The organism is Streptomyces sp. NBC_00376 (assembly GCF_036077095.1).
Taxonomy (GTDB): Bacteria; Actinomycetota; Actinomycetes; order Streptomycetales; family Streptomycetaceae; genus Streptomyces.
The window spans coordinates 5,975,873-6,002,124 of sequence record NZ_CP107960.1 but is presented as its reverse complement, the minus strand read 5'-3'; the positions used below and the strand labels follow the sequence as shown (position 1 = coordinate 6,002,124).

General features: G+C 71.4%; 27 protein-coding genes. 17 read left to right on the top strand and 10 right to left on the bottom strand.

The genetic code is table 11. The annotated features are described in order from the left end of the window. Positions 1 to 89 precede the first annotated feature (89 nt). The 3 genes from OG842_RS26970 (at position 90) to OG842_RS26960 (ending at position 3,329) form a co-directional block, all read left to right on the top strand. Entirely contained in the window at positions 90 to 1,436 is a 1,347-nt protein-coding gene (locus OG842_RS26970) for a sensor histidine kinase (RefSeq protein ID WP_266733251.1), read from the top strand. Continuing rightward, positions 1,433 to 2,116: a response regulator gene (locus tag OG842_RS26965; protein ID WP_266733249.1), complete on the top strand. Its 684-nt coding sequence runs from the start codon at positions 1,433 to 1,435 to the stop codon at positions 2,114 to 2,116. The genes OG842_RS26970 and OG842_RS26965 overlap by 4 nt, the downstream gene beginning before the upstream one ends. Before the next feature lie 166 nt (positions 2,117 to 2,282). Continuing rightward, a complete protein-coding gene (locus tag OG842_RS26960; RefSeq protein ID WP_266733248.1) occupies positions 2,283 to 3,329 on the top strand; it encodes an alpha/beta hydrolase in 1,047 nt (348 codons plus the stop codon). A gap of 16 nt (positions 3,330 to 3,345) precedes the next feature. Here OG842_RS26960 and OG842_RS26955 read toward each other — a convergent pair whose 3' ends face one another. The 3 genes from OG842_RS26955 to OG842_RS26945 form a co-directional block, all read right to left on the bottom strand. Next, the gene (locus OG842_RS26955) at positions 3,346 to 4,362 is read right to left on the bottom strand and encodes an aldo/keto reductase (RefSeq protein WP_266733247.1); all 1,017 of its coding nucleotides are present in this window, start codon (positions 4,360 to 4,362) and stop codon (positions 3,346 to 3,348) included. Continuing rightward, a complete protein-coding gene (locus tag OG842_RS26950; protein ID WP_266733842.1) occupies positions 4,362 to 4,823 on the bottom strand; it encodes a MerR family transcriptional regulator in 462 nt (153 codons plus the stop codon). The genes OG842_RS26955 and OG842_RS26950 overlap by 1 nt, the downstream gene beginning before the upstream one ends. 192 nt (positions 4,824 to 5,015) lie before the next feature. Continuing rightward, on the bottom strand, positions 5,016 to 5,861 hold the full coding sequence (locus OG842_RS26945; protein WP_266733246.1) for an SDR family oxidoreductase: 846 nt from the start codon (positions 5,859 to 5,861) through the stop codon (positions 5,016 to 5,018). 96 nt (positions 5,862 to 5,957) lie between these two features. On the opposite strand from OG842_RS26945, the gene OG842_RS26940 reads away from it, so the two are divergent. Next, entirely contained in the window at positions 5,958 to 6,563 is a 606-nt protein-coding gene (locus tag OG842_RS26940; RefSeq protein WP_266733245.1) for a TetR/AcrR family transcriptional regulator, read from the top strand. 117 nt (positions 6,564 to 6,680) lie between these two features. Beyond that, positions 6,681 to 7,502, top strand: a complete 822-nt coding sequence (locus tag OG842_RS26935; RefSeq protein WP_266733243.1) for a serine hydrolase domain-containing protein — start codon at positions 6,681 to 6,683, stop codon at positions 7,500 to 7,502. On the opposite strand, the gene OG842_RS26930 is transcribed toward OG842_RS26935, so the two are convergent. After that, positions 7,462 to 7,950, bottom strand: a complete 489-nt coding sequence (locus tag OG842_RS26930; protein ID WP_323185790.1) for an ATP-binding protein — start codon at positions 7,948 to 7,950, stop codon at positions 7,462 to 7,464. The genes OG842_RS26935 and OG842_RS26930 overlap by 41 nt on opposite strands. Before the next feature lie 85 nt (positions 7,951 to 8,035). On the opposite strand from OG842_RS26930, the gene OG842_RS26925 reads away from it, so the two are divergent. Next, positions 8,036 to 8,884, top strand: a complete 849-nt coding sequence (locus OG842_RS26925; protein ID WP_266733242.1) for a helix-turn-helix domain-containing protein — start codon at positions 8,036 to 8,038, stop codon at positions 8,882 to 8,884. Continuing rightward, a complete protein-coding gene (locus OG842_RS26920; RefSeq protein ID WP_266733241.1) occupies positions 8,844 to 9,110 on the top strand; it encodes a DUF397 domain-containing protein in 267 nt (88 codons plus the stop codon). Before OG842_RS26925 ends, OG842_RS26920 begins: the two co-directional genes overlap by 41 nt. 70 nt (positions 9,111 to 9,180) lie before the next feature. Here the strand turns inward: OG842_RS26920 and OG842_RS26915 are convergent, their stop codons facing one another. Next, positions 9,181 to 10,131, bottom strand: a complete 951-nt coding sequence (locus OG842_RS26915; protein WP_266733240.1) for a hypothetical protein — start codon at positions 10,129 to 10,131, stop codon at positions 9,181 to 9,183. On the opposite strand from OG842_RS26915, the gene OG842_RS26910 reads away from it, so the two are divergent. Continuing rightward, on the top strand, positions 10,130 to 10,720 hold the full coding sequence (locus OG842_RS26910; RefSeq protein ID WP_266733238.1) for a GNAT family N-acetyltransferase: 591 nt from the start codon (positions 10,130 to 10,132) through the stop codon (positions 10,718 to 10,720). The genes OG842_RS26915 and OG842_RS26910 overlap by 2 nt on opposite strands. Positions 10,721 to 10,730: 10 nt before the next feature. Here OG842_RS26910 and OG842_RS26905 read toward each other — a convergent pair whose 3' ends face one another. Next, the gene (locus tag OG842_RS26905; RefSeq protein ID WP_266733237.1) at positions 10,731 to 11,387 is read right to left on the bottom strand and encodes a pirin family protein; all 657 of its coding nucleotides are present in this window, start codon (positions 11,385 to 11,387) and stop codon (positions 10,731 to 10,733) included. Positions 11,388 to 11,504: 117 nt separating this feature from the next. Between OG842_RS26905 and OG842_RS26900 the strand changes: the two genes are divergently transcribed. The 5 genes from OG842_RS26900 (at position 11,505) to fabF (ending at position 16,373) form a co-directional block, all read left to right on the top strand. Next, entirely contained in the window at positions 11,505 to 12,704 is a 1,200-nt protein-coding gene (locus OG842_RS26900; protein WP_266733236.1) for a PucR family transcriptional regulator, read from the top strand. Positions 12,705 to 12,793: 89 nt separating this feature from the next. Continuing rightward, a complete protein-coding gene (locus OG842_RS26895) occupies positions 12,794 to 13,708 on the top strand; it encodes an ACP S-malonyltransferase (protein ID WP_266733235.1) in 915 nt (304 codons plus the stop codon). An 11-nt stretch (positions 13,709 to 13,719) separates the two neighbouring features. Next, on the top strand, positions 13,720 to 14,721 hold the full coding sequence (locus OG842_RS26890; protein ID WP_266733234.1) for a ketoacyl-ACP synthase III: 1,002 nt from the start codon (positions 13,720 to 13,722) through the stop codon (positions 14,719 to 14,721). Between the two features lie 63 nt (positions 14,722 to 14,784). After that, complete coding sequence (locus tag OG842_RS26885) at positions 14,785 to 15,033, top strand: acyl carrier protein (RefSeq protein ID WP_266733232.1); 249 nt, start codon at positions 14,785 to 14,787, stop codon at positions 15,031 to 15,033. A 77-nt stretch (positions 15,034 to 15,110) separates the two neighbouring features. Continuing rightward, positions 15,111 to 16,373, top strand: a complete 1,263-nt coding sequence (gene fabF / locus OG842_RS26880; protein WP_266733230.1) for a beta-ketoacyl-ACP synthase II — start codon at positions 15,111 to 15,113, stop codon at positions 16,371 to 16,373. A 185-nt stretch (positions 16,374 to 16,558) separates the two neighbouring features. Here the strand turns inward: fabF and OG842_RS26875 are convergent, their stop codons facing one another. After that, complete coding sequence (locus OG842_RS26875) at positions 16,559 to 17,053, bottom strand: DUF3145 domain-containing protein (protein ID WP_266733228.1); 495 nt, start codon at positions 17,051 to 17,053, stop codon at positions 16,559 to 16,561. A gap of 350 nt (positions 17,054 to 17,403) precedes the next feature. On the opposite strand from OG842_RS26875, the gene OG842_RS26870 reads away from it, so the two are divergent. Then, on the top strand, positions 17,404 to 18,312 hold the full coding sequence (locus OG842_RS26870) for an SGNH/GDSL hydrolase family protein (RefSeq protein ID WP_266733226.1): 909 nt from the start codon (positions 17,404 to 17,406) through the stop codon (positions 18,310 to 18,312). 11 nt (positions 18,313 to 18,323) lie between these two features. After that, positions 18,324 to 19,325 carry an aldose epimerase family protein gene (locus OG842_RS26865; protein WP_266733225.1) on the top strand — a complete coding sequence of 334 codons (1,002 nt, stop codon included), beginning with the start codon at positions 18,324 to 18,326 and terminating at the stop codon, positions 19,323 to 19,325. A gap of 88 nt (positions 19,326 to 19,413) precedes the next feature. Here the strand turns inward: OG842_RS26865 and OG842_RS26860 are convergent, their stop codons facing one another. Continuing rightward, positions 19,414 to 21,885, bottom strand: coding sequence for a glycoside hydrolase family 3 protein (locus OG842_RS26860; RefSeq protein ID WP_266733224.1), 2,472 nt, complete (start codon positions 21,883 to 21,885; stop codon positions 19,414 to 19,416). Positions 21,886 to 22,036: 151 nt separating this feature from the next. Here OG842_RS26860 and OG842_RS26855 point away from each other — a divergent pair, with 151 nt between their 5' ends. Then, positions 22,037 to 22,633, top strand: a complete 597-nt coding sequence (locus OG842_RS26855; RefSeq protein WP_266733223.1) for a TetR/AcrR family transcriptional regulator — start codon at positions 22,037 to 22,039, stop codon at positions 22,631 to 22,633. A gap of 190 nt (positions 22,634 to 22,823) precedes the next feature. Further along, complete coding sequence (locus OG842_RS26850; RefSeq protein ID WP_328512555.1) at positions 22,824 to 24,782, top strand: FAD-dependent oxidoreductase; 1,959 nt, start codon at positions 22,824 to 22,826, stop codon at positions 24,780 to 24,782. Between the two features lie 21 nt (positions 24,783 to 24,803). Here the strand turns inward: OG842_RS26850 and OG842_RS26845 are convergent, their stop codons facing one another. Beyond that, positions 24,804 to 25,412, bottom strand: a complete 609-nt coding sequence (locus tag OG842_RS26845) for a LysE family translocator (RefSeq protein WP_266733220.1) — start codon at positions 25,410 to 25,412, stop codon at positions 24,804 to 24,806. Between the two features lie 22 nt (positions 25,413 to 25,434). Further along, complete coding sequence (locus OG842_RS26840) at positions 25,435 to 26,226, bottom strand: EI24 domain-containing protein (RefSeq protein WP_266733219.1); 792 nt, start codon at positions 26,224 to 26,226, stop codon at positions 25,435 to 25,437. Positions 26,227 to 26,252: the final 26 nt, after the last annotated feature.

The window sequence follows — 26,252 nt, the reverse complement described above, 5'->3', positions numbered from 1 at the left end:
GGTAGTACCCCCGTACGAGGAGCCCGGCGGCGGACCGGAACCCTGGTATGACGCCACCGGGCCGGCCCGCTGCTTAGGCTGCTGCGGCCATGACGACCACCCCGCCCTACATTCCGCCCGAGGCGCCGCCGCGCCCGCCGCCCGCCGCCGACGGGCTGGTGAGCGCCGCCCGCCGCAATCTGCGCGAGATGGCCCACGGTCTCGCCCACCCGTCCCATCCCCCGGTCCCGCCGCTCGCGAACGCGTCCAAACGGTGGCGGAGGCTGCTGCCGTACATCGCCGTCCTCGTCCTCGCGGCGATCTTCGTTCCGGTCACGCTCAATGTGCTGACCAACGAATACAGCATGGCCGAAGGGCTGGCCGGCCTGCTGGCCGTCGCCCAGACGGCGCCGCTGCTGATGCTGGCGCACCGCCCGTTGCAGGCGTGGTGGATCATCTTCCCCGCCGACATCGTGGGGGCGCTGGTGCTGCTGCGGTACCCGGAACCACAGATGGCCGTCTGGCCGTGGCCGCCGCCGACACTGATCGCCTACCTCTTCGTGATGCTGGCGGTGGCCCTGCGCGAGACCCGCCGCACCGTGGTCTCCGTCTGGGCGCTGACCGCCGTGGCGAGCCTGGTCCTGCACCTGGGCGGCACGGACCGCAGCAACGGCACCGCGGGCCTGCTTCCGGCGTTCGGCGCCGTGTTCATGGTGATCGGTGCGGTGATACGGGAGCGGGGCGACGTACAGCGCCGGCTCGCCGAGCAGGAGACCATCAGCGAGGCCGAGCGGGCACAGCGCACGCTGCTGGAGGAGCGCGCCAGGATCGCCCGCGAGCTGCACGACGTGGTCGCGCACCACATGTCCGTGATCACGGTCCAGGCCGACTCCGCGCCCTACCGGATCAGCGGGCTGCCCGAGGAGGCGCACGAGGAGTTCGCCGCGATCGCGGCGAGCGCCCGGGAGTCGCTGACGGAGATGCGGCGGCTGCTGGCGGTGCTGCGCAGCGACGGCACCCAGGGCGAACGGGCACCGCAGCCGGGGCTCGACCGGGTGCAGCAGCTGGTGGAGGCGACGGTGCGGGCGGGGCTGCCGGCCGAGCTGTCGCTGTCCGCCGGGCTGCCCGACGTACCGCAGGCGGTGGACCTGTCGGCGTACCGGATCGTGCAGGAGGCCCTGGCCAATGTGATCCGCCACGCCCCCGGGGCGCGGACCCGGGTATCGATCACGTCCGACGGCGCGCATCTGACCGTCCTGGTGGTCAACGACCGTGCGGAGCAGCCCGATTCGCCGCTGGAGACGGCCGGGACCGGGCACGGCCTGGTCGGTATGCGCGAACGCGTACGGTTGACCGGCGGCACGCTGGACACCGGACCGCTGCCCGACGGCGGCTTCCGGGTGGCCGCGCGGCTGCCCCTGACTCCTGTTGCTCCCACGGTTCCGGAGGACTCTTGACCATTCGCGTGATCATCGTCGACGACCAGGCCATGGTGCGGGCGGGGTTCGCGGCACTGCTCGCGGCGCAGAGCGACATCGACGTGGTCGGTGAGGCGCCGGACGGACGCCGGGCCATCGACGTCAGCCGCAGCGTCCGCCCGGACGTGGTCCTGATGGATGTCCGGATGCCCGAGATGGACGGCCTGGCGGCGGCCCGCGAGCTGCTGGACCCGCCGGTGGGGGTGGTGCACCGGCCGAAGGTGCTGATGCTCACCACGTTCGACGTGGACGACTACGTGTACGAGGCGCTGCGCGCCGGGGCGTCCGGCTTCCTGCTGAAGGACGCGCCGCCCGCCGATCTGATCTCGGCGGTACGGGTGGTCGCGGCGGGCGAGGCGCTGCTCGCGCCGTCCGTGACGCGCCGCCTGATCGCGGACTTCGCCCGGCAGGGCCCGACCGGGGCCACCCGGAGCGGCCAGTCGCTGCGGCTGAACGGCCTGACTCCGCGCGAGACGGAGGTACTCGAACTGATCGCGCGGGGCCTGTCGAACCAGGAGATCGCGGGGAAGCTGGTGCTGGCCGAGCAGACGGTGAAGACCCACATAGGCCGGGTGCTGGCCAAGCTGGACCTGCGGGACCGGGCACAGGCGGTGATCTTCGCGTACGAGGCGGGGGTCGTGGTGCCGGGCGAGGGGTGAGAGTCCGGCCCCCTACGCCCTACCCCGGTATGACCCCGTACTTGACCCCCTGGTGTGACGCCCCCGGCCCCGTCCTCTCCCTAACTTCCTCCTCGTCGCGCCGAACGGCGCACGGAAACCGGATCGGCCGGATCAACCGGCTCGACCGGAGAGGGAGGACGACGGGATGCGCCGTTACGCGAGGACTCTGGTCGCGGTCGCGCTGGCCACGACCGTGGTGGCGGGAACGGCCGGCTGGGCGTCCGGGAACGCACAGCAGGCCCTCACCGGGCCGCCCCCGGGCACAGCGGCCTGGCGCACCGATCACGTACTGGGGCGGGAGCTGCCCGATCCCGGGCGGAACACGCCCGCCGAAGTGGCGCGCTTCTTCCGGGGGTTGACCGCCGCGCAGCAACAGGCCCTGGCCGTACGCCATCCGCTCGTCGTGGGCAACCTGGACGGCGCTCCGGTCGAGCTGCGCTACCGGGCCAACGCCCTTTCCCTGCAGGCGAGTCACGACCCCCGGTACGCACACCTCGGACAGGACCGGAGGCGGCAGATCCTCGCGTTCGACCCGCGCGGACGCGGTCAGGTCGCCGAGGTCTTCGGGGACCTGCGCACCGCACGCCATGTCGCGGTCGTGGTGCCGGGCTCGGACATCGACGCCGGGACCTTCGACCGTACGAACGATGTGTACGGCACTCCGGCGGGCATGGCGAAGGCCCTGTACGCCCGGACCGGGCCCGGCAGCGCCATCGTCGCCTGGGCCGGTTACACCACCCCCGTGGGCCTCGGCGTCGACGCGGCGACGGGGTCGCTCGCCGAGGCGGGGGCCGGCCGGCTGACCCGGTTCACGGACGGACTCGCGGCCGCCGGCGTGCCCGCGCCCGCCGTGTTCTGCCACAGCTACGGCTCCGTCGTGTGCGGGCTCGCCGCGTCCCGGCTGCGCGCCAGGGACCTGGTGGTCCTCGGCTCGCCCGGGATGCGCGCGGACGACGTCGCCGATCTGCGCACCGGGGCCCGGGTCTGGGCCGCGAAGGACGCCACGGACTGGATCGACGACGTGCCGAACGTCGAGGTGGCGGGGCTCGGCCACGGCCCCGACCCGGCCGCCCCGGAGTTCGGAGCGCGCCGGGTCCCGGCCGACGACGCCCGGGGCCACACCGGCTACTTCGCCCCGGGCACGGACTCGCTCCGCGCCTTCGCCGCGATCACCGAGGAGAAGGCGCGGTGAGCGGAGCGGGCGGCGGCTACTCGCGCGCGGTGGCCGTCGAGCTCATGTCCGGGTAGCGGTCCCCCGCCACCTGCCCGGCGATCGGCTCCAGCTGCGCCAGCTCCCCCTCGGTCAGCGTGAGCCGGGTGGCGGCCAGGTTCTCCAGCAGCCGGCTGCTCTTGCGGGTGCCCGGGATCGGCACCACGGTCAGCCCGTGCACCTGGGCCCGCTGCTGCACCCAGGCGAGCGCCACCTGCGCGGCCGAGGCCCCGTGTGCCGCCGCGATCTTGTGGACGGGTTCCAGCAGGGCGGCGTTCTTCTTCGCGTTGTCGCCGGTGAAGCGGGGCTGGTGCTTGCGGAAGTCGCCCTCCGACAGCTCCTTGGCCGCGTCCGTGAACGCCCCGGTCAGGAAGCCCCGCCCGAGCGGCGAGTACGGCACGAGGGTCACCCCGAGCTCGACGGCGGCCGGCACGGCGCTGAGCTCGACGTCCCGGCTGAAGAGCGACCACTCCGACTGGAGGGCGGCGATCGGGTGCACCGCGTGCGCCTCGCGCAGCTCGGCGCCGGTCACCTCGCTCAGCCCGAGCTGCTTGACCTTGCCCTGCTGGACCAGCTCGGCCATCGCGCCGACGGACTCGGCCAGCGGGACGGCCGGGTCGCGGCGGTGCATGTAGTAGAGGTCGATGACCTCGGTGTCCAGCCGTCGCAGGCTGTCCTCGACGGCCTTGCGGATGTACGCGGGGTCGTTGCGCACGGCCCGGTAGTGCGGGTCGTCGTCCCTGCGCTCTATGGCGAACTTCGTGGCGAGCGTGATCTCGTCCCGGTGCGCCCCGACGAACGGGGCGAGGAAGGTCTCGTTGGCGCCGCTGCCGTAGATGTCCGCGGTGTCGAAGAGGGTGACGCCCGCCGCCAGCGCCGTCTCCAGCGTCTCGCGGGCGGCGGCTTCGTCGGTGTCGCCGTAGAACTCGCTCATGCCCATGCAGCCGAGTCCCTGCACGCCGACCTGCGGGCCGCCGTTGCCGAGCTCCACGGTGGTGATCTTGTCGTCAGTCATCAGGCACTGGGCCTCTCCGGCGCCCGCCGGGCGCCCGCATAGAAGTCGATCTTGTAGTCGAGCACGGCGAGGGTGTCCTGGAGCTCCGCGATCCGCGTGATCACGTCGCGGCGGGTCGCCTCCAGCAGCTCCTGCCGTTCCTCGAAGGTGTGCTCGCCCTCGCGCAGCAGCTCCGCGTACCGCACCATGTCGGCGACCGGCATCCCGGTCAGCCGCAGCTTGCCGACGAACGCCAGCCAGTCCAGGTCGCGGTTGCTGAAGCGGCGCTGGCCGGTGTGGGACCGGTCGACGTGCGGCATCAGCCCGATCCGCTCGTACCAGCGCAGGGTGTGCGCGGTGAGTCCGGTGAAGGCGACGACCTCGCTGATGGTGTACCGGTCCTGCCCCTCGGGACGCGGGTGCGGCTGCGGGGCCGTGGCGCAGACGTCCACCTTCACTGAAGTGCTCTCCATCACCGTCATGTCCTCCACGCTAGAACCTTGGAGTGCACTCGAAGCAAGCGCAAACGGGGACGGAATCGGTGTGCGTCCCGTGTCGGGGCCACGCCAGGAGGGAGGGGTACCGGTATGAGCGAACCGTGCCGTCAGCCGCGAACGGCGGTGGTCAGTCCGCCGAACTGGAGGGTCGGGGTAGTTCTGCCGTGTTGGCCGACGCTACTGGAAGGCCGGAAGATTGCGCGCGACCCACGCACCGAAGGGTCTGGCCGGACGGCGGAGGACGTTCTCCACGTCGGGGCTGATCTCCCGCTCGGCCGGCAGTGGGACGCCGAGCACGTCCAGAGTGCCGCCGATGACCTCCTCGGGCATGAACTGCGCCATGCGGGCACGGGCCTCCGCGCGCGAGAGTTCCACAAAGGCCACCTCCTCACCCAGCGCCTCGGAGATGGCTGCGACCTGCCCACTCGGGCTGATGACCTCGGGGCCGGTCAGCTCGTACGTACGGCCCACGTGGCCGTCCTCGCGCAGCGCGACGGAGGCGACCTCGGCGATGTCCGCCGGGTCGATGACGGGCAGTGCCACATCCGCGAACGGGGCGAAGACGGTGCGCCGGGTACGAACCGACTCGGCCCAGGCGAAGGCGTTGGAGGCGAATCCACCCGGGCGCAGGATGGTGAAGTCCACGCCCGACGCGTGCACGACGGCCTCGAACTCGCGCAGGCGGGCGTGCGAAAGGGCCTCGGGGCGGGTGGAGTTGATCTGGGAGGACAGCAGAACGACCCGCTTGACCCCGGCGGCCCCAGCAGCGTCCAACAGGGCCTTCGGGCTCTCGCCGTGGCCGTTGAGCTCGCCGCCCAGCAGGATGAAGAACGCTTCGGCGCCGGCGAGGACCGGCCGCATGCTCGCGGCGTTCCCGATGTCGGCCCGGGCGGGCCGGACGCCGGCCGGGAGCCCGGCGGGCTGCGACTGCCGCGAGACGGCCACGACCTCCTCGCCCGCCTCGGCCAGCAGCGGCACCAGCGTCCGTCCGACATTGCCGGTCGCACCTGTCACAACGATCATCACGATCTCCTGAGTCAGCCGATAGCGAGTTAGTTAGTTGACTAACTAAGCAGGACCCTAGCACGGACCTCGGGCGCTGCCCATATAGTTAGTCGGGTGACTGACTCAGTGAAGCCCCGGGCGGCACGGGCCAACGACAAGCGCCGACGGCTCACCGCCGCGGCGGCCCAGGTCCTGCACGAGCAGGGTGTCGAGCGCACCACTCTCGCCGACATCGCCCGCGTGGCCGACGTCCCGGTCGGGAACGTCTACTACTACTTCAAGACCAAGGACGAGCTGGTCCACGCCGCCCTGTCCGAGCACAGTGCGCACCTGGACCAGCTCACCAGCCGGCTGGACCGGCTGCCCGACCCCCGTGACCGCCTGAAGGCCCTCATCGAAGCCTGGGTCGGCCAGCGCGACACCGCCGCCCGCTACGGCTGCCCCACCGGCACTCTGGCCGTCGAGGTCGACAAGCGCACGGACGGGACCCTGGACGCGGAAGCCGGCGCGGTCATCCGGCAGCTGCTCGACTGGGCCGGGCACCAGTTCCGCGCCCTGGGCCTGCCAGACCCGGACGACCTCGCCGTCACCCTCGTCTCCGGCTACCAGGGCATGTCGCTCCTTGCCAACGCGCTGCGCGACCCGGACATCATGACCCGCCAGGGTGCCCGCCTCCTCCATTGGCTCGACTCCCTGCAGGCTCCCGACCAGACCTCCTGACCCGGCGAGCGGCCATGGGCCGGGCTCAGGCGTCCACGCAGGCCGCACAGCCTGGATGAAAGGGAGTGGCCGAGGCAGGGACCGAGGCGTTCGACCTCGCCCGTTACGCTCGTACGCATGCAGAGCCTGGCGATGATCGACAACTGGCCCGTCCCCACCGCGGCGGCTGCCGTCGTACGAGCGGACGGCACCGTTCTCGGTACGCACGGCCCGACCTCGCACCGCTTCCCGCTCGCCTCCGTCACCAAGCCGATCGCGGCCTACGCGGCGCTCGTGGCGTACGAGGAGGGCGCGGTCGAGCTGGACGAGCCGGCCGGGCCGGAGGGGTCCACCGTGCGGCACCTGCTCGCGCACACCAGCGGGCTCGCCTTCGACGAGCACCGCACGACGGCCGCGCCCGGCACCCGCCGCCTCTACTCCAACGCGGGCTTCGAGGTGCTCGGCGACCACATCACCAAGGCCACCGACATCCCGTTCCCGGAGTACGTGCGCCAGGCCGTGCTGGAACCCCTCGGGATGACGGCGACCACGATCGACGGCTCGCCCGCCAAGGACGGTGTCTCGACCGTCGACGACCTCGTCCGGTTCGCGGCGGAGGTGCAGGCGCCCCGCCTGCTCGACCCGCGTACGGTGCTGGCCGCGCAAACCGTCGTACACCCCGGGCTGAAGGGCGTACTGCCGGGCTACGGCCACCAGAACCCCAACGACTGGGGCCTCGGATTCGAGATCCGGGATTCCAAGTCGCCGCACTGGACGGGCAGTTCGTCGTCCCCCGCGACCTTCGGCCACTTCGGGCAGTCCGGCACCTTCCTGTGGATCGACCCGGTCGCGGGCGCGGCGTGCGTCGCGCTCACCGACCGGCCCTTCGGCCCGTGGGCGGCCGAGGTGTGGCCGCCGTTCACGGACGCGGTGCTCGCGGAGCTCCGTTCCGGTCACTGAGAGCGATCACCCCGTCCGCCGCCCCGGCGACGGCCAGGCACTCGAACCACACCGTCTTGCCACGGCCGTCCCGGCGCGGCTCCACGCCCCACTTGTCGGTGACGGCGTCGACCAGCACCAACCCGCGCCCGCCCTCGTCGAGTTCGTCCCCCACGACCATCCTCGGCACGTCGGGGCAGGCATCCGCGACCTCGACGCGCACACCACCGGCCGCGAGCAGGAAGATGAACGTCTGACAGCGTCGGCCGGGCACGTGCCGCACGACGTTCGCGATCAGCTCGGTCAACGCCAACTCGGCCGCGTCGGCCACTTCGAGCAGGCCCCAACCTGCGAGGTACAGGCGCAGGATGCGGCGCAGATGCCGGGCCGAGTGCTCGCCCATCGCGAAGTCGGCATGATAGGTCGGCTCCGCCACATCCCCGGCCCGTGGATCAATTGCGTGATTCATGTCACCAGCGTGCAGCGGGCTGATTACGCTCGGCTACGTACGGAAACGAACGCCGCGAGGCGTTGAACGCCGGAGGTGCCCCGCCGTGGCCAACATCCAGACACTTGATCCCAACGCCTCCCCACTGGACTACTACGGCTGGGAGTTACGCCGCCAGCGCGAGGCCCACAGCCTCAAGCAGGGCCAGCTCGGCGACATCATCTTCTGCACCGGCTCGCTGATCGGCCAGATCGAGACGACGAAGAAGATCCCCACCCGCGACTTCTCCGAGCGGGTGGACGCGGCACTCGGCACGGACGGCGTGTTCTCGCGGCTGGTCGGCCTGGTCCTGCGCAGCCAGCTGCCGACGTGGTTCCAGCCGTACGCGGACATGGAGGCGAAGGCCGCGTATATCTCCACGTACCAGGCGCAGTTGGTGTACGGGCTGTTGCAGACGGAGGAGTACGCGCGGGCGGTGCTGGCCACCGGCATGCCGGACGACCTCGAAAACCGAGTGGCGGCCCGGATCGAGCGCCAGCGCATTCTGGAGCGGGAACGGCCCCCGCTCGCCTGGGCCGTGCTCGACGAGGCCGTACTGCACCGGCCGATCGGTGGCCACGAGGTCATGCGGAGGCAACTGCTCCGCTTGTTGGAGTTCACCGACCAGCGCTGGATGCGGATTCAGGTGCTGCCCTTCACAGCCGGTGAACACGCCAGCCTGGATGGTGCGTTCACCACGATGCGCTTCGACAACGACCCCGACATTGTCTACACGGAGGACATCGTTTCCGGTCATATGACGGCCAGCCCTGACACCGTCAGGGAAGCCGCGCTCCGTTACGCTCATTTGCAGGCCGCAGCCCTCTCCGTCGAGGACTCTGCGGCGCTGATCACCCGCGTGATGGAGGAGTGTTATGGAGACCAGCCACGACCTGAGGAACGCGCGGTGGCGTAAGTCGAGTTACAGCGGAAGCACCGGCGGCGAATGCGTCGAGTGCACCGTCACCGGTGGCGCGGCTTGGCGCAAGTCCAGTTACAGCGGCACCAACGGAGGCGATTGCGTCGAGGTGGTCGACGGCCTTCCCTGCGCCGTGCCTGTGCGCGACAGCAAGAACCCGGACGGCCCCGTCCTGATCGTCGGGGCCGACGCCTGGCGGGCGTTCGTGGGCGGGCTCGCCTGACGTCACCGCCAAGGCCCGTACGGCAAAGGGGGCCGGGACGACCTGGGGCGTCCCGGCCCCTTCGGCTTCGTCAGACGAGCGGCTCGATCACGGGGGTCCGGTGCTGGGTCCTCGCGGCCGCGTTTCCCGACCAGGCAGTCCGGTTCGGGTCGATGCCCACGCCGTTGGCGAGACCGAGACGAGCGACCACGGTGTTGTGCTCGATGCAGGCCAACTTCATCGGATCGATGAACTTGTCCTCCAACTCCTGCTGGTCGACGGGTCCCCCGGTGCTGTCCTGAAGCGCGATGAAGTCGTAGACATGCTCCAGTTGTTCGGACCGTGGCGTGATGGAACCGTCGTCGGCGTCGAAGTTGAGGTCCGGTCCGCTGCTGCCCGGGTCGTCGTTCCGGTACTGCGGGTCGGGGCCGACGGCGAAATTGGCCGGAACGTTCTTCAGTGCCTTGGCAACAGCGTTGAGCTGGGTGTTCGGCGTCGTGAACGCCGTCGGGGCGTACGGCGCCAGGGCCGTCACGACGTCGTCCAGCTGATCCTGGGTGAGGAGCGCCGCGAATCTTTCGAGCAGCGACTTGGGCACGATGTGGTGCAGGGTGTGCACGAGCGGGTTGTTCGGGGCGGCGGTCTTCGCCCCGGCCAGCGCGTTCTTCGTCGGGTTGTTCTTCCAGTCACCGGCACGCTGGACCGTCGTCGGGCCCGCGCCGGTGCCGGTGCCGGAGGCGGCGTCCTGCCGGAGCATCTGGACGACGGCGGCGTTGCCGAGGCTGCTCTGGAGGGCCAGCGGCAGGTGCTCGGGGAGTTCCTCCGTCTCCGGCCGCCTCACCGGCGTACGCGCGCGAGCGGAGCCATGCGTGCGGTCGAAGTCGCGTGCGCGCATCAGAAACCTTCCGGAGGGGTGCACGGTGTACCACTCCATGCCTACGTCGAAGGCCCCGCTGCGGGCCAGGTACACGGGGGCAGAATCGGTCGGCCCGCCGGACAGAGAGGCATGGCCGACCCGGCACCCGCTACTCTCCTCGGCCATGGCCGACATAGTCCGCGCTACCGCAGCCGACGTCACCGCCCTCGCCGCCGTGCTCGCCAGCGCCTACGCCGAGGATCCCGTCTGGAGCTGGCTCATGCCGACCGACCGTGACCGGCGGCTGCGGCTGCTGTTCACCGCGCATCTGGCGCAACAGGTCCCGGCCGGCCGGGTGTGGACCGATCCGGAACGCACCGTCGCGGCAGTGTGGGCGGAGCCCGGGAAGTGGCAGCTGCCGGTGACGTACCTGCTGCGCAACGCGGGGCCACTCGTACGCGCGACGAGGACCCAACTTCCGCGTACCGCCGGACGGTTGTTCACCATGGAGCACCGCCATCCGGCCGGTCCCGAGCACTGGTACGTCGAGTACATCGGCACCCACGCCGACGCGCGCGGCACGGGGCGCGGGGCTCGGGTGCTCGACGGGCTGCTGGAGCGGGCGGACGCGGACGGGCGGCCGGTCTTCCTGGAGTCCAGCAACCGCCGCAACCTCACCTTCTACCAGCGGCACGGCTTCACCGTGCACGAGGAGATGACGTTCCGGACCGGGCCACCGATGTGGTCGATGTGGCGCCGGGACACCGGCCTGTAGGCCAGGCCGTTCAAGCCGGCAGCTCCCACAGCAGCACCTCGGCCGCCCCGTCCGCCACCAGCTCCAGCCCTTCCTCGCCGGTGATCCGCACCGAGTCCCCCGGCTCCAGCTCCTCGTCGCCGAGCCGTACGCCCCCGGCCACCACATGGACGTACACCCGCGCCGCGTCCGGCACCGCCACCCGCTCCCCCGCGCCCGGCCGGCGCACGTGCAGCAGCGCACCGGCCGCCGGGAGGGCGTACGGGGCGGAGTCGGCGATGCCGGGGACGATCGTGTACGAAGGTTCGCCGCCCGGTTCCAGCGGGGCCAGCCACATCTGGATGAACGTCAGCGGGGCGTCGCCGTCGTTTCGTTCGACGTGGCGCACGCCGGACGCGGCGCTGAGGTGCTGGAGGTCGCCGGGCCGCACGACCGTGGCGTGGCCGGTGGAGTCGCGGTGGGTCAGCTCGCCCTCGACGACCCAGGTGACGATCTCCGTATGGCTGTGGGGGTGTTCCTCGAAACCCGCACCGCTCTCCAGCCGCTCCGAGTTGCACGCCAGGATCGCGCCGAAGCGCAGATTGTCCGGGTCGTAGAAGCCGCCGAAGGAGAAGGCGTGCCGGGACAGGATGCCGGCGTCCTGGTCCCCGCCCTGGAAGCGGTCCTCGGCGCGGTGTACGGAAATCACCCGCCCACGGTAGCCGGGCCGGCGCGGGGCCCGGTCCCCCGGCCGCTACCCGCCGGTACGACACCGCGGTCGCCCCGGCCCTCCGTGCACGTCGCCCGATAAGGCAATCTTGTCTCCGTGCCCCGACCCGATCCTGAGCAGCCCGCTGCGAACAACGCCCACCTGCATGCCGCGACCCTGAAACGGCTGGAGCAGTCCTCCGGCCGGCTCGCCGCGAACGCGATCGCCCGCATGGACGAGTCGCTGCCGTGGTACCGGGCGATGCCACCGGAGAACCGGTCCTGGATCGGGCTGGTGGCCCAGGCCGGTATCGCGGCGTTCACCGAGTGGTTCCGGCACCCGGACACCCCGCAGGCCATCTCCACCGATGTGTTCGGCACGGCTCCGCGCGAGCTGACCCGGGCGATCACCCTGCGGCAGACCGTCGAGATGGTGCGGACGACGATCGAGGTGATGGAGGCCGCGATCGAGGAGGTCGCCGCGCCCGGCGACGAGTCGGTGCTGCGCGAGGCGCTGCTCGTCTACGCCCGGGAGATCGCCTTCGCGACCGCCCAGGTGTACGCGCAGGCCGCCGAGGCGCGCGGCGCCTGGGACGCCCGGCTGGAATCGCTCGTCGTCAACGCGGTGCTGTCCGGCGAGGCCGACGAGGGCGCCGTGTCGCGCGCGGCGGCGCTCGGCTGGAACTCCCCCGAGCACGTCTGCGTGGTGCTCGGCACCGCCCCGGACGGCGACAGCGAACTGACGGTGGAGGCGATCAGGCGGGCCGCCCGGCACGCCAAGCTCCAGGTCCTGACCGGGGTGCTCGGCAACCGCCTGGTGGTCATCGCGGGCGGCAGCGACAGCCCGATCCATGTCGCGAAGGCGCTGATCGGACCGTATGCGGCCGGTCCCGTCGTCGCCGGTCCGGTGGTGCCGGACCTGCTGGCGGCCACCCGGTCCGCGCAGGCCGCGGCCGCCGGGCTCAAGGCGTGCGGCGCCTGGCAGGACGCGCCCAGGCCGGTTCTCGCCGACGATCTGCTGCCGGAACGCGCGATGGCGGGCGACCCCGCCGCACGGGACCAATTGGTGGAGGAGATCTACAGACCGCTGGAAGAAGCGGGCTCCGCACTGCTGGAGACGCTGAGTGTCTATCTGGAACAGGCGAGCAGCCTGGAAGGCGCGGCCAGAATGCTCTTCGTCCACCCGAACACCGTGCGCTACCGGCTCCGACGTGTGACAGACGTCACCGGATGGTCACCGTCCGATGTCCGCTCGGCATTCACTCTGCGGATCGCCCTGATTCTGGGGCGCTTGGCCGCGAGAGATCCTCAGTCCTAGACTTTTGTCGGACATCAACAATTCCCCATACGGTTCTTCGTCCCTGTCCCCACGGGTGTTCGGGACCGTTCACAAGAGAGAGTGTGAGGGTGCTCGTACTCGTCGCTCCCGGCCAAGGCGCTCAGACGCCCGGCTTCCTGACTCCCTGGCTCGACCTTCCCGGTGCCACCGACCGCATCGCGAAGTGGTCGGACGCCATCGGGCTCGACCTCGTCCACTACGGCACCAAGGCCGACGCGGACGACATCCGTGACACCTCGGTGGCGCAGCCGCTGCTGGTGGCCGCCGGTCTGCTCTCCGCCGCCGCGCTCAATGTGTCGCCGGACGTCGTCGCAGGTCACAGCGTTGGCGAGATCACCGCTGCGGCCTACGCCGGGGTCATCGACGACGAGTCCGCGCTGCGTCTCGTACGTACCCGCGGGCTCGCCATGGCCGAGGCCGCCGCGGTCACCGAGACCGGCATGGCGGCGCTGCTGGGCGGCGACCCCGACGTGTCGGTCGCGCACCTGGAGAAGCTCGGGCTGACCCCGGCGAACGTCAACGGCGCCGGCCAGATCGTCGCCGCGGGCACCGCCGCGCAGATCGCCGCGCTGACCGAGGACATGCCCGAGGGCGTGCGCCGCGTGGTGACCCTCAAGGTCGCCGGGGCCTTCCACACGCACCACATGGCCCCCGCCGTCGACCGGCTGCGCGAGGCCGCCGCGGAGCTGAAGCCCGCCGACCCGGCCGTGACATATGTCTCGAACGCCGACGGGAAGGCCGTCGCCACCGGCGACGAGGTCATCTCCCGGCTGGTCGGCCAGGTGGCCAACCCGGTCCGCTGGGATCTGTGCATGGAGACCTTCAAGGAGCTGGGCGTCACGGCTCTCATCGAGGCATGCCCCGGCGGAACCCTCACGGGCCTCGCCAAGCGCGCGCTGCCCGGTGTGAAGACGCTCGCGCTCAAGACCCCCGACGACCTCGACGCGGCACGCGAGCTCATCTCCGAGCACGCGGGCGTCTAAGGAGCCCGAGCATGTCGAAGATCAAGCCCAGCAAGGGCGCCCCGTACGCACGGATCATGGGGGTCGGCGGCTACCGCCCGACCCGCGTCGTGCCCAACGAGGTGATCCTCGAGACGATCGACTCGTCCGACGAGTGGATCCGTTCGCGCTCCGGCATCGCCACCCGCCACTGGGCCTCCGAGGAGGAGACCGTGGCCGCGATGTCCGTGGAGGCGTCCGGCAAGGCCATCGCCGACGCCGGGATCACGCCCGAGCAGATCGGCGCCGTGATCGTCTCCACCGTCTCGCACTTCAAGCAGACCCCGGCCATCGCGACCGAGATCGCCCACCTGGTCGGCGCGGGCAAGCCCGCCGCCTTCGACATCTCGGCCGGCTGCGCGGGCTTCGGCTACGGGCTGACCCTCGCCAAGGGCATGATCGTCGAGGGCTCCGCGGAGTACGTGCTGGTCATCGGCGTGGAGCGGCTCAGCGACCTCACCGACAAGGAGGACCGTGCGACGGCCTTCCTGTTCGGTGACGGCGCCGGTGCGGTCATTGTCGGCCCCTCCAAGGTGCCGGCCATCGGACCGACCGTCTGGGGCTCCGAGGGCGACAAGTCCGAGACCATCAAGCAGACCGTGGCGTGGGACGAGTTCCACGCCGATCGCCCGGAGAAGTTCCCGGCCATCACCCAGGAGGGCCAGGCGGTGTTCCGCTGGGCCGTCTTCGAGATGGCCAAGGTCGCCCAGCAGGCGCTGGACGCGGCCGGGATCGCCCCGGAAGACCTGGACGTCTTCATTCCGCACCAGGCCAACATGCGGATCATCGACTCGATGGTGAAGACCCTGAAGCTGCCGGAGAACGTCACCGTCGCCCGCGACGTGGAGACCACCGGCAACACCTCCGCCGCCTCGATTCCGCTCGCTATGGAGCGGCTCCTGGCGACCGGAAAGGCGAAGAGCGGCGACACCGCGCTCGTCATCGGCTTCGGGGCGGGTCTCGTCTACGCCGCGACGGTCGTTACCCTCCCCTAGGCACACCAGGCCTTTTCGGCCCGCAAGCCCCAACCTGCAGATAAACATCGAAGGAGCGCCAACATGGCCGCCACTCAGGAAGAGATCGTCAAGGGTCTCGCCGAGATCGTCAACGAGATCGCCGGTATCCCGGTCGAGGACGTCCAGCTGGACAAGTCCTTCACCGACGACCTGGACGTCGACTCGCTGTCCATGGTCGAGGTCGTCGTCGCCGCCGAGGAGCGCTTCGACGTCAAGATCCCCGACGAGGACGTCAAGAACCTCAAGACCGTCGGCGACGCTGCCGAGTACATCCTCAAGCACCAGGGCTGATCCGGCCCGGCTCTGTGTCGCCACCCGGCGGTGGCGCCGCTGATTCACGACCCTCTACACGTGGAGAAGATTTTCCAGTGAACTCGACCAATCGCACCGTGGTCGTCACCGGTATCGGCGCAACCACTCCGCTGGGTGGCGACTCGGCGTCGACCTGGGAAGGTCTGATGGCCGGTCGTTCCGGCGTCAAGCCTCTCGAGGGCGAACGTTTCGCCGAACTGCCCGTCCGGATCGCCGCCCTCGCGGCCGTCGACCCGGGCGACGTCCTGCCCCGCCCGCTCGCCCGCAAGCTGGACCGCTCGGCGCAGTTCGCGCTGATCGCGGCCCGTGAGGCCTGGGCGGACGCCGGTTTCACCGGCAAGGCCGGCGAGGACGAGAAGATCCAGCCCGAGCGGCTCGGCTCCGTCATCGCCTCCGGCATCGGTGGCGTGATCACCCTGCTCGACCAGTACGACGTGCTGAAGGAGAAGGGCGTACGCCGCGTCTCCCCGCACACCGTGCCCATGCTCATGCCCAACGGCCCGGCGGCCAACGTCGGTCTCGAGGTCAACGCCCAGGCCGGTGTCCACACCCCGGTCTCCGCCTGCGCCTCGGGCGCCGAGGCGATCGGGTACGCCGTCGAGATGATCCGCACCGGCCGTGCCGATGTGGTCCTCGCCGGTGGCACCGAGGCGGCGATCCACCCGCTGCCGATCGCCGCGTTCGCCAACATGATGGCGATGTCCAAGAACAACGACGAGCCCCAGAAGGCATCGCGTCCGTACGACACCGGCCGTGACGGCTTCGTGCTCGGCGAGGGCGCCGGGGTCGTCGTCCTGGAGTCCGCGGAGCACGCCGCAAAGCGTGGCGCCAAGGTCTACTGCGAGGTGCTGGGCCAGGGTCTGTCCGCGGACGCCCACCACATCGCGCAGCCCGAGCCGACCGGGCGCGGCATCGCCGCCGCGATGCAGAACCTGCTGGACCAGACGGACCTCAAGCCGTCCGAGGTCGTGCACCTCAACGCGCACGCCACGTCGACGCCGCAGGGCGACGTCGCGGAGCTGAAGGCGCTGCGCAAGGTCCTGGGCGACGACCTCGACCATGTCGCGATCTCCGCGACGAAGTCGATGACCGGTCACCTCCTCGGTGGCGCCGGCGGCATCGAGACCGTCGCGACGGTCCTGGCGCTGCACCACCGGATGGCTCCGCCGACGATCAACGTGGAGCACCTGGACGAGGCGGTGGAGGCGGACATCGTGCGCGACGAGCCGCGTCCGTTGCCGGAGGGTTCGATCGCCGCGATCAACAACTCGTTCGGGTTCGGCGGACACAACGTGGTCCTGGCGTTCCGCAGCGTCTGACCTGCGGTCCGCAGCCCCGGTACGACGATGCCGCCTTCCCCGTGGGGGAGGCGGCATCGTGCGTCGCGCGGGGCGCTCCCGGGGCTCCGCCCCGGACGCCGCTCCTCAATCGCCGGAGGGGCTGATTCTTGCTCCCGCTCGCGGGAAGGGCCACGGGCAGGAGGGCAAGCGCGCCGCAGGCGGCGTCACACCACCTGGTGGAGCCACCGCACCGGCGCGCCCTCGCCCGCGTGGCGGAAGGACTCCAGTTCGTCGTCCCAGGGCTTGCCGAGCAGTTTGGCGATCTCGGCCTCCAGCTCGCTCTCGCCCCGCGCGGACCGTGCCAGCGCGGCCCGCAGCCGGTCCTCGGGGACCAGGATGTCGCCGTGCATGCCGGTGACGGCGTGGAAGATGCCGAGGCCGGGCGTGGAGCTGTAGCGCTCGCCCTCAGACGTGGGGCTCGGCTCCGCCGTCACCTCGAAGCGCAGCAGGTCCCAGCCCCGCAGCGAGGAGGCGAGCTTGGACGCCGTGCCGGCGCGGGCCTGCCAGGAGAACTCGGAGCGCCAGGTGCCGGGCGCGGCAGGCTGTCTGATCCAGTCGAGCTGGACCCGCACACCGAGGACGCCGCCCACCGCCCATTCGACGTGGGGACAGAGCGCGCGCGGTGCGGAGTGAACGTACAGAACTCCACGTGTCGTCACCGGGACCTCCAGTGTGGGACGAAGTTCGCCTTCCCCAGCTGCATCGCGACCGTACCGTCTCTTCTCGGCCGGATCCCGAGGTTGTCATCAGTAAACAGCATCGGGGTGAAACTCCTGAAAAGGGACAGTATGTGACGTGATGTGATTTCCTGAAAGCCACCCGAGTGGAGCCGGGCGGGGGAAAACGCCGCTGGTTCGACGAGGAAAAGCTACCGCGCCGCGGGGGCCCAAGTGTGACGTACGGTCGGTCCCGGGCCCATCATTCGTTCAGCTTTCACTCGCTGGAGCGGCCGGGCCTTCCGACCGGTGCCACCAGGGGTTGCCGGGGGCACAACCGAGGGGACCAAGGGATGCAGGATCGTTCCGCCCGCCGCCGTTCGCGTACCTCGGCCGCCGTCCTGGCGGCGGTCTCGGTCCTCGGCACGGCCGTTCTGACGGGCTGTGACTCCGGCCGGCCGGGGACGACGAAGGGGGCGGCCGCGCAGCCTTCTCCCAGGCCGGGTCCGGTCTGGGACCGCGAGCCGCGTTCGGTGGCCGCGGTCGGCGACTCCATCACCCGCGGTTTCGACGCCTGTTCGGTGCTGGCGGACTGCCCGGAGGTCTCCTGGGCGACCGGCACCGACAGCGGGGTGCGCAGCCTCGCCGTGCGGCTGCTGGGTGCGTCGGAGGCCGCCTCGCGCAGCTGGAACCACGCCGAGACGGGGGCCCGGATCGCACAGCTGCCGGAGCAGATGGCGTCGGCCGCGAAGGAGAAGCCGGATCTGGTGACGGTGATGATCGGCGCCAACGACGCCTGCCGGGACTCGGCCCGGTACATGACCCCGGTGGCTGATTTCCGTACCTCGTTCGAGGCGTCGATGCGTCAACTGCGTGCCGGGGCGCCCAAGGCGCAGGTGTACGTGTCGAGCGTGCCGGATCTCAAGCGGCTCTGGGAGACGGGGCGCGGTAACCCGCTGGGCAAGCAGATCTGGAAGCTGGGGATCTGTCAGTCGATGCTTGGCGACGCGGACGACATGGGCGCGTCCGCGATGGCCCGGCGCGCTTCGGTGCAGGAGCGGGTCGTGGCGTACAACAAGGTGCTCCGCGAGGTCTGTGCGAAGGACCTGCGCTGCCGGTACGACGGCGGGGCGGTCTTCGACTACCCGTTCACCGGCAAGCAGCTCAGCCAGTGGGACTGGTTCCATCCTGGGCGCGACGGGCAGGCGCGGCTGGCGGAGATCGCCTACCGCAATGTCACCGCGGCCCGGCCCCCCGCGTAGGCTTCGTGATCATGGTCACTGGTCCGGGCACGGCGATGCGTACGGAAGAGTTCGGCACCCTCGCGGACGGCACCCGGGTGCACCGCTGGACGCTGGAGCGGGACGGCACGCGGGTACGGGTGCTGACGTACGGCGGCGTCGTGCAGTCGGTCGAGGTGCCGGACCGGGACGGGGCGCGGGCGGGGATCGCGCTCGGGCTGCCGGATCTCGCCGGGTACCAGGAGTTCACGGGCCCGTACTTCGGTGCGCTGGTCGGGCGGTACGCGAACCGGATCGGCGGGGCCCGCTTCGAGCTGGACGGGCACACGCACCGGCTGACGGCCAACGAGGGCCGCAACCAGGTGCACGGCGGGGCGGTGGGCTTCGACAAGCGCGTGTGGCGGGCGCGGGAGGTGGCGGGCGGTGTCGAGCTGTCGCTGGTCTCCGAGGACGGCGAGGAGGGCTTCCCGGGCCGTCTGTCGGTGTCGGCGGCCTACACCCTGGACGAGGGCGGGGCGCTGCGGATCACGTACCGGGCGACGACCGACGCCCCGACGGTGCTGAACCCGACGAACCACACGTACTGGAACCTGGCGGGCGCCGGCAGCGGCAGCGCGCTCGGGCAGACGCTGCGGATCGCGGCCGGGCGGATCACCCCGGCGGACGACGAATCGCTGCCCACGGGCGAGTTCCTGCCGGTGGACGGCTCTCGGTTCGACTTCCGTGAGCCGGTGCCGGTCGGCGCGGGCTACGACCACAACTTCGTGCTGGACGGGGCGGCGGGGACGGGTCCGGCGGCCGAGCTGTACGACGCGGCCTCGGGGCGCGTGCTGAGCGTGACCACGACGGAGCCGGGGCTCCAGCTGTACACGGCGGACCACTTCGACGGGCGGCCGTTCGGGCCGTGCGCCGGGATCGCGCTGGAGACCCAGCACTTCCCCGACTCCCCGAACCGGCCCGAGTTCCCGAGCACGGTGCTGCGGCCGGGCGAGGAGTTCGTCTCGACGACCGTGTACGGGTTCTCAGTGCGCTGACGGGGCGTGGCAGGGGGCGGGGACGCCGGCCCCCGGAATTCGCCGGCAGAGGGCGGGGCCGGCGCCCCGCTCCCCTGCCGGCCGGTCGCTATTCCTTGATGTCCAGGGTGGCCGTCCGGCGTACGTCGCCGAGCGAATGGGCCGCCTGCACCTCGTACGTGCCGGGTACGAGGACCCAGCCGTACGCCTCCTCGTCCCAGATCTCGTAGGCGCGCCGGTCCAGCGCGATCACCGCCTCGGCGCTCTCGCCGGGGGCCGCCTCGACCCGTGCGAAGCCGGCCAGCCGGCGGGCCGGGCGGTCGGCGGTGTCGTCCTGGGGCGCCAGGTAGATCTGGACCGTCTCGGCGCCGGGCCGGGTGCCGGTGTTGCGGACGCGGACGGTGGCACGGTCCGGTCCGGTCTCCAGGCTCTCGTACTCCCAGGTGGTGTAGCCGAGTCCGTGGCCGAAGGGGTAGGCGGGCGCGGTGCCGGCCTTCTCCCAGGCCCGGTAGCCGACGAAGACGCCTTCGTCGTAGTGGAGTTCGCCGTCGGTGGGGGCGGTGTTCGAGACCGGGACGTCGGCGAGCACGGCCGGCCAGGTGGTGGGGAGGCGCCCGCCCGGTTCGTCCGCGCCGAGCAGGACGTCGGCGAGCGCGTGGCCGGCCTCCTGGCCGGGGAACCAGCCGAGCAGCACCGCGGCGACCTCGTCGCGCCACGGAAGCTCCACCGGGGAGCCGGAGTTGACGATCACAACGGTGTGCGGGTTGGCGGCGGCGACGGCCCTGACCAGGTCGTCCTGGTGGCCGGGGAGCTTCAGGTCGGTGCGGTCGAAGCCCTCGGACTCGACGCGTTCGGTGGTGCCGACGACCACGATCGCGGTGTCGGCGGCGCGGGCCGCCTCGACGGCCTCCGCGATCAGCTCCTGCGGGTCGCGGCGCGGGCCGAGGTGGCAGAGCGAGAACGAGACGCCGAGGACCGGCTGGTCGTCGCCCAGGGTCTCGGGGACCTGCCGCAGCGAGACCTCGACGGGTTCGCCCGCGGTGAGGGTGATCCGGCCGCGCTCCAGCGGGTTGCCGAAGAACGCCTCGCCGGGGTCGGCGGACCCGGTGACCCGGTGGATCTCGTCGTACAGGGTCTCGCCCGCGACGGTGAGGGTGAGCGCGCCGGTGCCCCGGGTGCCGAAGACGTGCTCGCCGCTGTCGCGCGGGACGAAGGTGCCGGTGATCTCGACGGTGTGCAGCGTGGCGCGGGTGACGCCCTCGGGGAGGTCGTCGCCGATCCACTGGACGGTGCCGCCGCGCAGCGGTGCGGTGCCGATGACGGTGCCGGCCTCGTCGTAGCAGACGGCCCTGAACTCGAAGCCCTTCTCGGCGGGGGTGAGTTCGGTGTTCGGGTCGGCGCCGACGCGGTAGTCGACGACGCCCTCGGGGAGGGCGGCGATCAGGCCGTCGAGCGGGGAGACGATGTGGTGCGGGAAGACCTGGGCGGAGCCGCCGCCGAGGACCCGGGCGTCCCGGGCGAGGGCGCCGCTGACCGCGACCTTGCGGACGGCCGCCGGGTCGATCGGGAGGGCGGCGCGTTCGTTGCGTACGAGGACGAAGGAGCGGCGGGCGATCTCGCGGGCCAGCGCCTCGCCGTCGACGGCTTCGGGGCGGGCGGCCTCGGCGACGACGGGCGGGGCGCCGTCCAGGATGCCGACGCGGGCGGCCAGCCGCAGCACGTTGCGTACGGCGCCGTCGACGACGGACTCCTCGACCTCACCGGCCCGCACGGCGTCGGCGAGCGCCTTGCCGTACACCGTCTTCGGGCCGGGCATCGCGACGTCGAGGCCGCCGTCGGCGGCGGCGACGGTGGAGCGGGCGGCCAGCCAGTCGGAGACGATGTAGCCGTCGAAGCCCCATTCGCCGCGCAGCACCGCGTTCTGCAGGTAGCGGTGTTCGGTCATGGTGGAGCCGTTGACCCGGTTGTAGGCGGCCATGATGCCCCAGGGGTGGGCGTTCTTGACGATCCGCTCGAACGGGGCGAGGTAGATCTCGCGCAGGGTACGCGGGGCGAGGATGTTGTCGACGGTGAAGCGGTCCGTCTCGGCGTCGTTGGCGACGAAGTGCTTGACCGTCGTGCCGACCCCGCCGTCCTGCACCCCGAGGACATAGCCGGTGCCGATCTCGCCGGTGAGGTACGGGTCCTCGCTGTACGTCTCGAAGTGGCGCCCGCCGAGCGGGGACCGGTGGAGGTTCACGGTCGGGGCGAGGAGGACGTGCACCCCCTTGCGGTGGGCCTCCTGGGCCAGCAGCCGGCCGGCCCGGCGGGCCAGCGCCGGGTCCCAGGTCGCGGCCAGCGCGGTGGGCGAGGGCAGCGCGACGGACGGGTCGTCGGCGCTCCAGGCCACGCCCCGGACCCCGATCGGCCCGTCGGACATCACCAGGGAGCCCAGCCCGACGGCTGGGAGCGCGGGCAGCGACCACATGTCCTGGCCGGCCAGCAGCCGCGCCTTGTCGTCGAGCCCCAGCGCGGCGAGCGCCGCGTCGACCACGGCCTCGCGGGCCGCATCGGGGTTGGTGGGTGTGGACGCGTCTGCCACGGCCGTTCCTCCTCGTCGGATTCTGGACTGAATGCCTCCATACTGACCCCATCACAGGTAGAGCAGTAGGTTTCGTTATCTGTCTGTGACTTTCGGGATGACGTACGGTCCCCAGTGCGGGACCGATGAAGCGCCGAAAGGGGCCGGGGAGATGGTGCGGGCCAGAAGTACGGAGCGCCGGGCGGAGATCGTCCGGGCCACGCTCGAAGTGATCGCCGAGCGCGGCTATCGCGGCGCCTCGCTGAGCGCCGTCGCCGAGCGGGTCGGCCTCAGCCAGCAGGGGCTGCTGCACTACTTCCCGACCAAGGAGGCGCTGCTCGTCGCCGTGCTGGAGGAGCGCGACCAGTGGGACACCGGGGGCGGCACCAGGAGCGACGGCGTCTGGCGGATCGAGCTGCTGGCCTCACTGGTGGAGTACAACGCGATGCGGCCCGGCATCGTCCAGACGTTCTCGGCGCTGCTCGGCGAGAGCGTGACGGAGGGGCATCCCGCGCGGGAGTTCTTCACCCGCCGCTACACCCAGGTCCGGTCGAGCATGGCGGCGATACTGCGCGCGGAGTACGGCGACCGGCTGCCGGGCGGGCTGACCCCGGAGCGCGCGGCGCCGCTGCTCGTTGCGGTGCTGGACGGGCTCCAGTACCAGTGGCTGCTGGACCCGGATTCGGTGGACATGCCCGCGGCGTTCGGGGACTTCCTGGCACTGTTGCGGCCGGCCGGGTCCGGGGCGCCGGAGAACCCCCGGCCATGAGCCTGACCGGGGGCTCCGGGAACCCTCAACCATGAGCCGGACCAAGGGATTTGAAGAACCGACAATCATGACATGACCTGCGGCGACGCAGGGCGGAACTTGATCGATGAGCGCCCCCTGCGGGTGATTTCGGGACGGTCTACGCGCGTCCGGGCGCAGGGCACCCCCCGGTGCGCCCCAGGGTTGCCGCATGACTTCCAAGCCCGCCGGATCATCCTCCGGCCTGCCCTCCCGCCGCACCCTGATCACGAGCGCCACCGCCGGTGCCGCCGCCCTGGCCGTCACCGCCGCTTCCGGCACCGCGAGCGCCGCCGCGCCCGGCGCCGCCGAAACCGCCGCCGCGTCCGGCACCGCGCTCGCCCCCGCGGCCACCGGCTCGGACTGGGACGCCTGCCTGAACATCGCCCGCGCCATCCTCGTACGCGACGAACACGACCAGCCGCTGGTCCCCCTCTACCGCGACATCCTGCTCTCCAAGGGCCTGCCGCGCAGCCGCAAGACCCCGAAGAAGGTGCTGATCATCGGCGCCGGGCCGGCCGGGCTCACCGCCGCCCATCTGCTCCGCAGCGCCGGGCACACCGTCACCGTCATCGAGGCCAACGGCAACCGCGTCGGCGGCCGGATCAAGACCTTCCGCAAGGGCGGTCACGAGAACGCCAAGGCGCCGTTCGCGGACCCGAAGCAGTACGCCGAGGCCGGCGCGATGCGGATCCCCGACAGCCATCCGCTGGTCACCGGCCTCATGGACGGCTTCGGTCTGAAGCGCCGCCGGTTCTACCTGGTGGACGTCGACGCCGAGGGCCAGCCCGTCAACCACACCTGGATCCACGTCAACGGCGTCCGGATGCGCAAGGCCGACTACGCGGCGAAGCCCCAGGCGATCAACCGCTCGTTCGGGGTACCCGCCCAGTTCGAGAACAAGACCGCCGCGGCGATCGTGCGGGACGCCTTCAAGCCCGTGCGGGAGGAGTTCGAGGGCAAGGAGGGCCGGGAGCTCGTCGAGGGCTGGGCCCGGGTGATCCAGAAGTACGGGCACTGGTCGATGTTCCGCTTCCTGACCGAGGCGGCCAAGCTCGACGAGCGCACCATCGACCTCATCGGCACGGTCGAGAACCTCACGTCCCGGCTCCATCTCGCCTTCGTGCACAGCTTCATCGGGGCCTCCCTGATCAGCCCGGACACCGCGTTCTACGAGCTGCCGGACGGCACGGCCACCCTGGCCGACGCGATGTACAAGCGGGTCAAGGACCTGGTGCGGCTGGACCGCCGGGCCACCAGGATCAGTTACGGCCCCGACGGCGTCGAGGTGGAGACCGTCTCCGAGGGCCGCGACGGCAAGCCGCTGGTGCGCCAGAAGTTCACCGGCGACCGGGCGATCATCACCGTGCCGTTCTCCGGGCTGCGCCACATCCCCGTCGCGCCCCTGCTCTCGTACGGCAAGCGGCGTGCGATCACCGAGATCCACTACGACGCGGCGACCAAGGTGCTGCTCGAATTCAGCCGCCGCTGGTGGGAGTTCGAGGAGAAGGAGTGGAAGACCGAGCTGGAGAAGATCAAGCCCGGTCTGTACGACGCCTACCGGCTGGGGAAGGCACCGGCCGACGGTTCACTGCTGGGCGCCCACCCCTCCGTACCGCCCGGCCATCTCCCGCCCAACCAGCGGGTGCACTACGCCGCGTACCGGGCCACCGCCCGCAACCAGCCCGAGGCGGCGCACGTCATCGGCGGCGGATCGGTCACCGACAACCCCAACCGCTTCATGTTCCAGCCCTCCCACCCGGTCGAGGGCAGCGCGGGCGGGGTCGTCCTCGCCTCGTACAGCTGGGCCGACGACGCGCTGAAGTGGGACTCGCTGGACGACGACGAGCGCTATCCGCACGCCCTGGGCGGGGTCCAGGACGTGTACGGGCAGCGCGTCGAGGTGTTCTACACGGGCGTCGGCGCCACCCAGTCGTGGATGCGTGACCCGTACGCGTACGGCGAGGCGTCGGTGCTGCTGCCCGGCCAGCACACCGAACTCTTCGCCGATGTGCGGTCGGTCGAGGGGCCGCTGCACTTCGCCGGCTGCCACACCTCGATCAAGCCGGCCTGGATCGAGGGGGCGCTGGAGTCGGCGGTCAGGTCGGCGCTGGAGGTGCACACCGGCTGACCCGGGTCCGGGGGGCGTCGCTCAGCGGGCCAGGCCCAGGGTGACGCCCAGTCCGACGAGCACCGACCCGATGCCCCGGTTGAGAGCCTTCTGCCACTTCAGCATCGAGGTGCGCAGGCGCGAGTTCGAGAAGAACAGCGCGACCAGGGCGAACCAGCCGAAGTGGGCGGCGGACATGAACAGCCCGTAGCCGGCCTGCTGCCACACGCTGGTTCCGGGCCCGACGACCTGGGTGAAGGTCGACACGACGAAGAGCGTGGTCTTGGGGTTCAGCGCGTTGGTGAGGAAGCCGGTGCGCAGGGCCCCGAACCGCGTCAGCTGCGGCTTGGACTCCAGGTCGACGTCGAGATCGCCGCGGGCGAAGAAGGTGCGCAGCCCGATGTAGACGAGATAGGCGGCGCCGACCAGCTTGATCGCGGTGAACAGGGCGGTGGACGAGGCGATCAGCAGCCCGACGCCGAGCATCGTGTACGTGACGTGGACGAGTACGCCCGCGGCGACCCCGGCGGCGGCCATGAGCCCCGTCGTGCGGCCGTAGAGATAGCTGTTGCGGATGACCATCGCGAAGTCCGCGCCCGGACTGATGACGGCCAGGACGGTGATGACTGCGACGGCGATGAGCCCGGTCATGGGCGGATGATCTCCTCGGTCCTCAGTCCTTGTCGAGGCTGTACGGGGCGGGGGTGTCGTCCTCGCCCTCGTCCTCGTCCGTCGGCACCAGGTCGCGCGCCAGCAGAGTCGCTCCGGCGACGGCCCCCGGCATCAGGAACACGGCGACGAACGGGACCAGGAAGGCGAGCCCCAGCGGCACGCCGAAGCCGAGGGTCAGCAGCCGGCGGCCGCGCAGCAGGGCGAGCCGGTCCTTCAGCGCCATGCCGCGGCGCTGGAGCGCGACGGCGGTGAGTTCCTCGGCGAGGAAGTAGCCGGTGACGCAGAAGCCGATCACGGGGACGACGGTCTGGCCGATCACCGGGATGAACCCGAGGGCGAAGAGCAGCAGCGAGTAGAGCCCCACCCGCACCAGGATGCGGAGGCTGTCGCGGGCGGAGATCCACAGCTCCCGCCAGAGCGGCAGCCCGGACTCGGGGACCGCACCGCCCTCGGTGCGGTCGACCTGCTCGGAGAGCGATTCGTAGAAGGGCTGGCCGACCAGCAGGGTCACGGCGGTGAAGGTGATCACGGCGAGGAAGAGTCCGAGGCCGAAGACCAGCACGGTCAGGGTGTTGCGGAGCAGGCCGAGCCAGGGCGAGGACCAGTCGTCGGCGAACGGGGTGGCCCAGTCCACCAGATCGTCGGCGCCGTAGCCGAGGCCGACCAGGGCGCCCGCGTACAGGACGAGCGTCACGAGTCCGGGCAGCAGTCCGAAGCCGAACCAGCGTCCGTGCCGGCCGACCCAGCGCTGTCCCTTTATCAAGTAGCCGAAGCCCGCCCCTAGATCACGCATGGCGTCAGCGTACTGGTGGCGAAGGG

Excerpts from the sequence above, each read along its gene's own strand:
- OG842_RS26970 (WP_266733251.1), top strand. The coding sequence starts at position 90 with ATGACGACCACCCCGCCCTACATTCCGCCCGAGGCGCCGCCGCGCCCG.
- OG842_RS26960 (WP_266733248.1), top strand. The coding sequence starts at position 2,283 with ATGCGCCGTTACGCGAGGACTCTGGTCGCGGTCGCGCTGGCCACGACC.
- OG842_RS26955 (WP_266733247.1), bottom strand. The coding sequence starts at position 4,362 with ATGACTGACGACAAGATCACCACCGTGGAGCTCGGCAACGGCGGCCCG.
- OG842_RS26950 (WP_266733842.1), bottom strand. The coding sequence starts at position 4,823 with ATGACGGTGATGGAGAGCACTTCAGTGAAGGTGGACGTCTGCGCCACG.
- OG842_RS26945 (WP_266733246.1), bottom strand. The coding sequence starts at position 5,861 with ATGATCGTTGTGACAGGTGCGACCGGCAATGTCGGACGGACGCTGGTG.
- OG842_RS26935 (WP_266733243.1), top strand. The coding sequence starts at position 6,681 with ATGCAGAGCCTGGCGATGATCGACAACTGGCCCGTCCCCACCGCGGCG.
- OG842_RS26930 (WP_323185790.1), bottom strand. The coding sequence starts at position 7,950 with ATGAATCACGCAATTGATCCACGGGCCGGGGATGTGGCGGAGCCGACC.
- OG842_RS26920 (WP_266733241.1), top strand. The coding sequence starts at position 8,844 with ATGGAGACCAGCCACGACCTGAGGAACGCGCGGTGGCGTAAGTCGAGT.
- OG842_RS26910 (WP_266733238.1), top strand. The coding sequence starts at position 10,130 with ATGGCCGACATAGTCCGCGCTACCGCAGCCGACGTCACCGCCCTCGCC.
- OG842_RS26915 (WP_266733240.1), bottom strand. The coding sequence starts at position 10,131 with ATGGCCGAGGAGAGTAGCGGGTGCCGGGTCGGCCATGCCTCTCTGTCC.
- OG842_RS26890 (WP_266733234.1), top strand. The coding sequence starts at position 13,720 with ATGTCGAAGATCAAGCCCAGCAAGGGCGCCCCGTACGCACGGATCATG.
- OG842_RS26885 (WP_266733232.1), top strand. The coding sequence starts at position 14,785 with ATGGCCGCCACTCAGGAAGAGATCGTCAAGGGTCTCGCCGAGATCGTC.
- OG842_RS26870 (WP_266733226.1), top strand. The coding sequence starts at position 17,404 with ATGCAGGATCGTTCCGCCCGCCGCCGTTCGCGTACCTCGGCCGCCGTC.
- OG842_RS26865 (WP_266733225.1), top strand. The coding sequence starts at position 18,324 with ATGGTCACTGGTCCGGGCACGGCGATGCGTACGGAAGAGTTCGGCACC.
- OG842_RS26855 (WP_266733223.1), top strand. The coding sequence starts at position 22,037 with ATGGTGCGGGCCAGAAGTACGGAGCGCCGGGCGGAGATCGTCCGGGCC.
- OG842_RS26850 (WP_328512555.1), top strand. The coding sequence starts at position 22,824 with ATGACTTCCAAGCCCGCCGGATCATCCTCCGGCCTGCCCTCCCGCCGC.
- OG842_RS26845 (WP_266733220.1), bottom strand. The coding sequence starts at position 25,412 with ATGACCGGGCTCATCGCCGTCGCAGTCATCACCGTCCTGGCCGTCATC.
- OG842_RS26840 (WP_266733219.1), bottom strand. The coding sequence starts at position 26,226 with ATGCGTGATCTAGGGGCGGGCTTCGGCTACTTGATAAAGGGACAGCGC.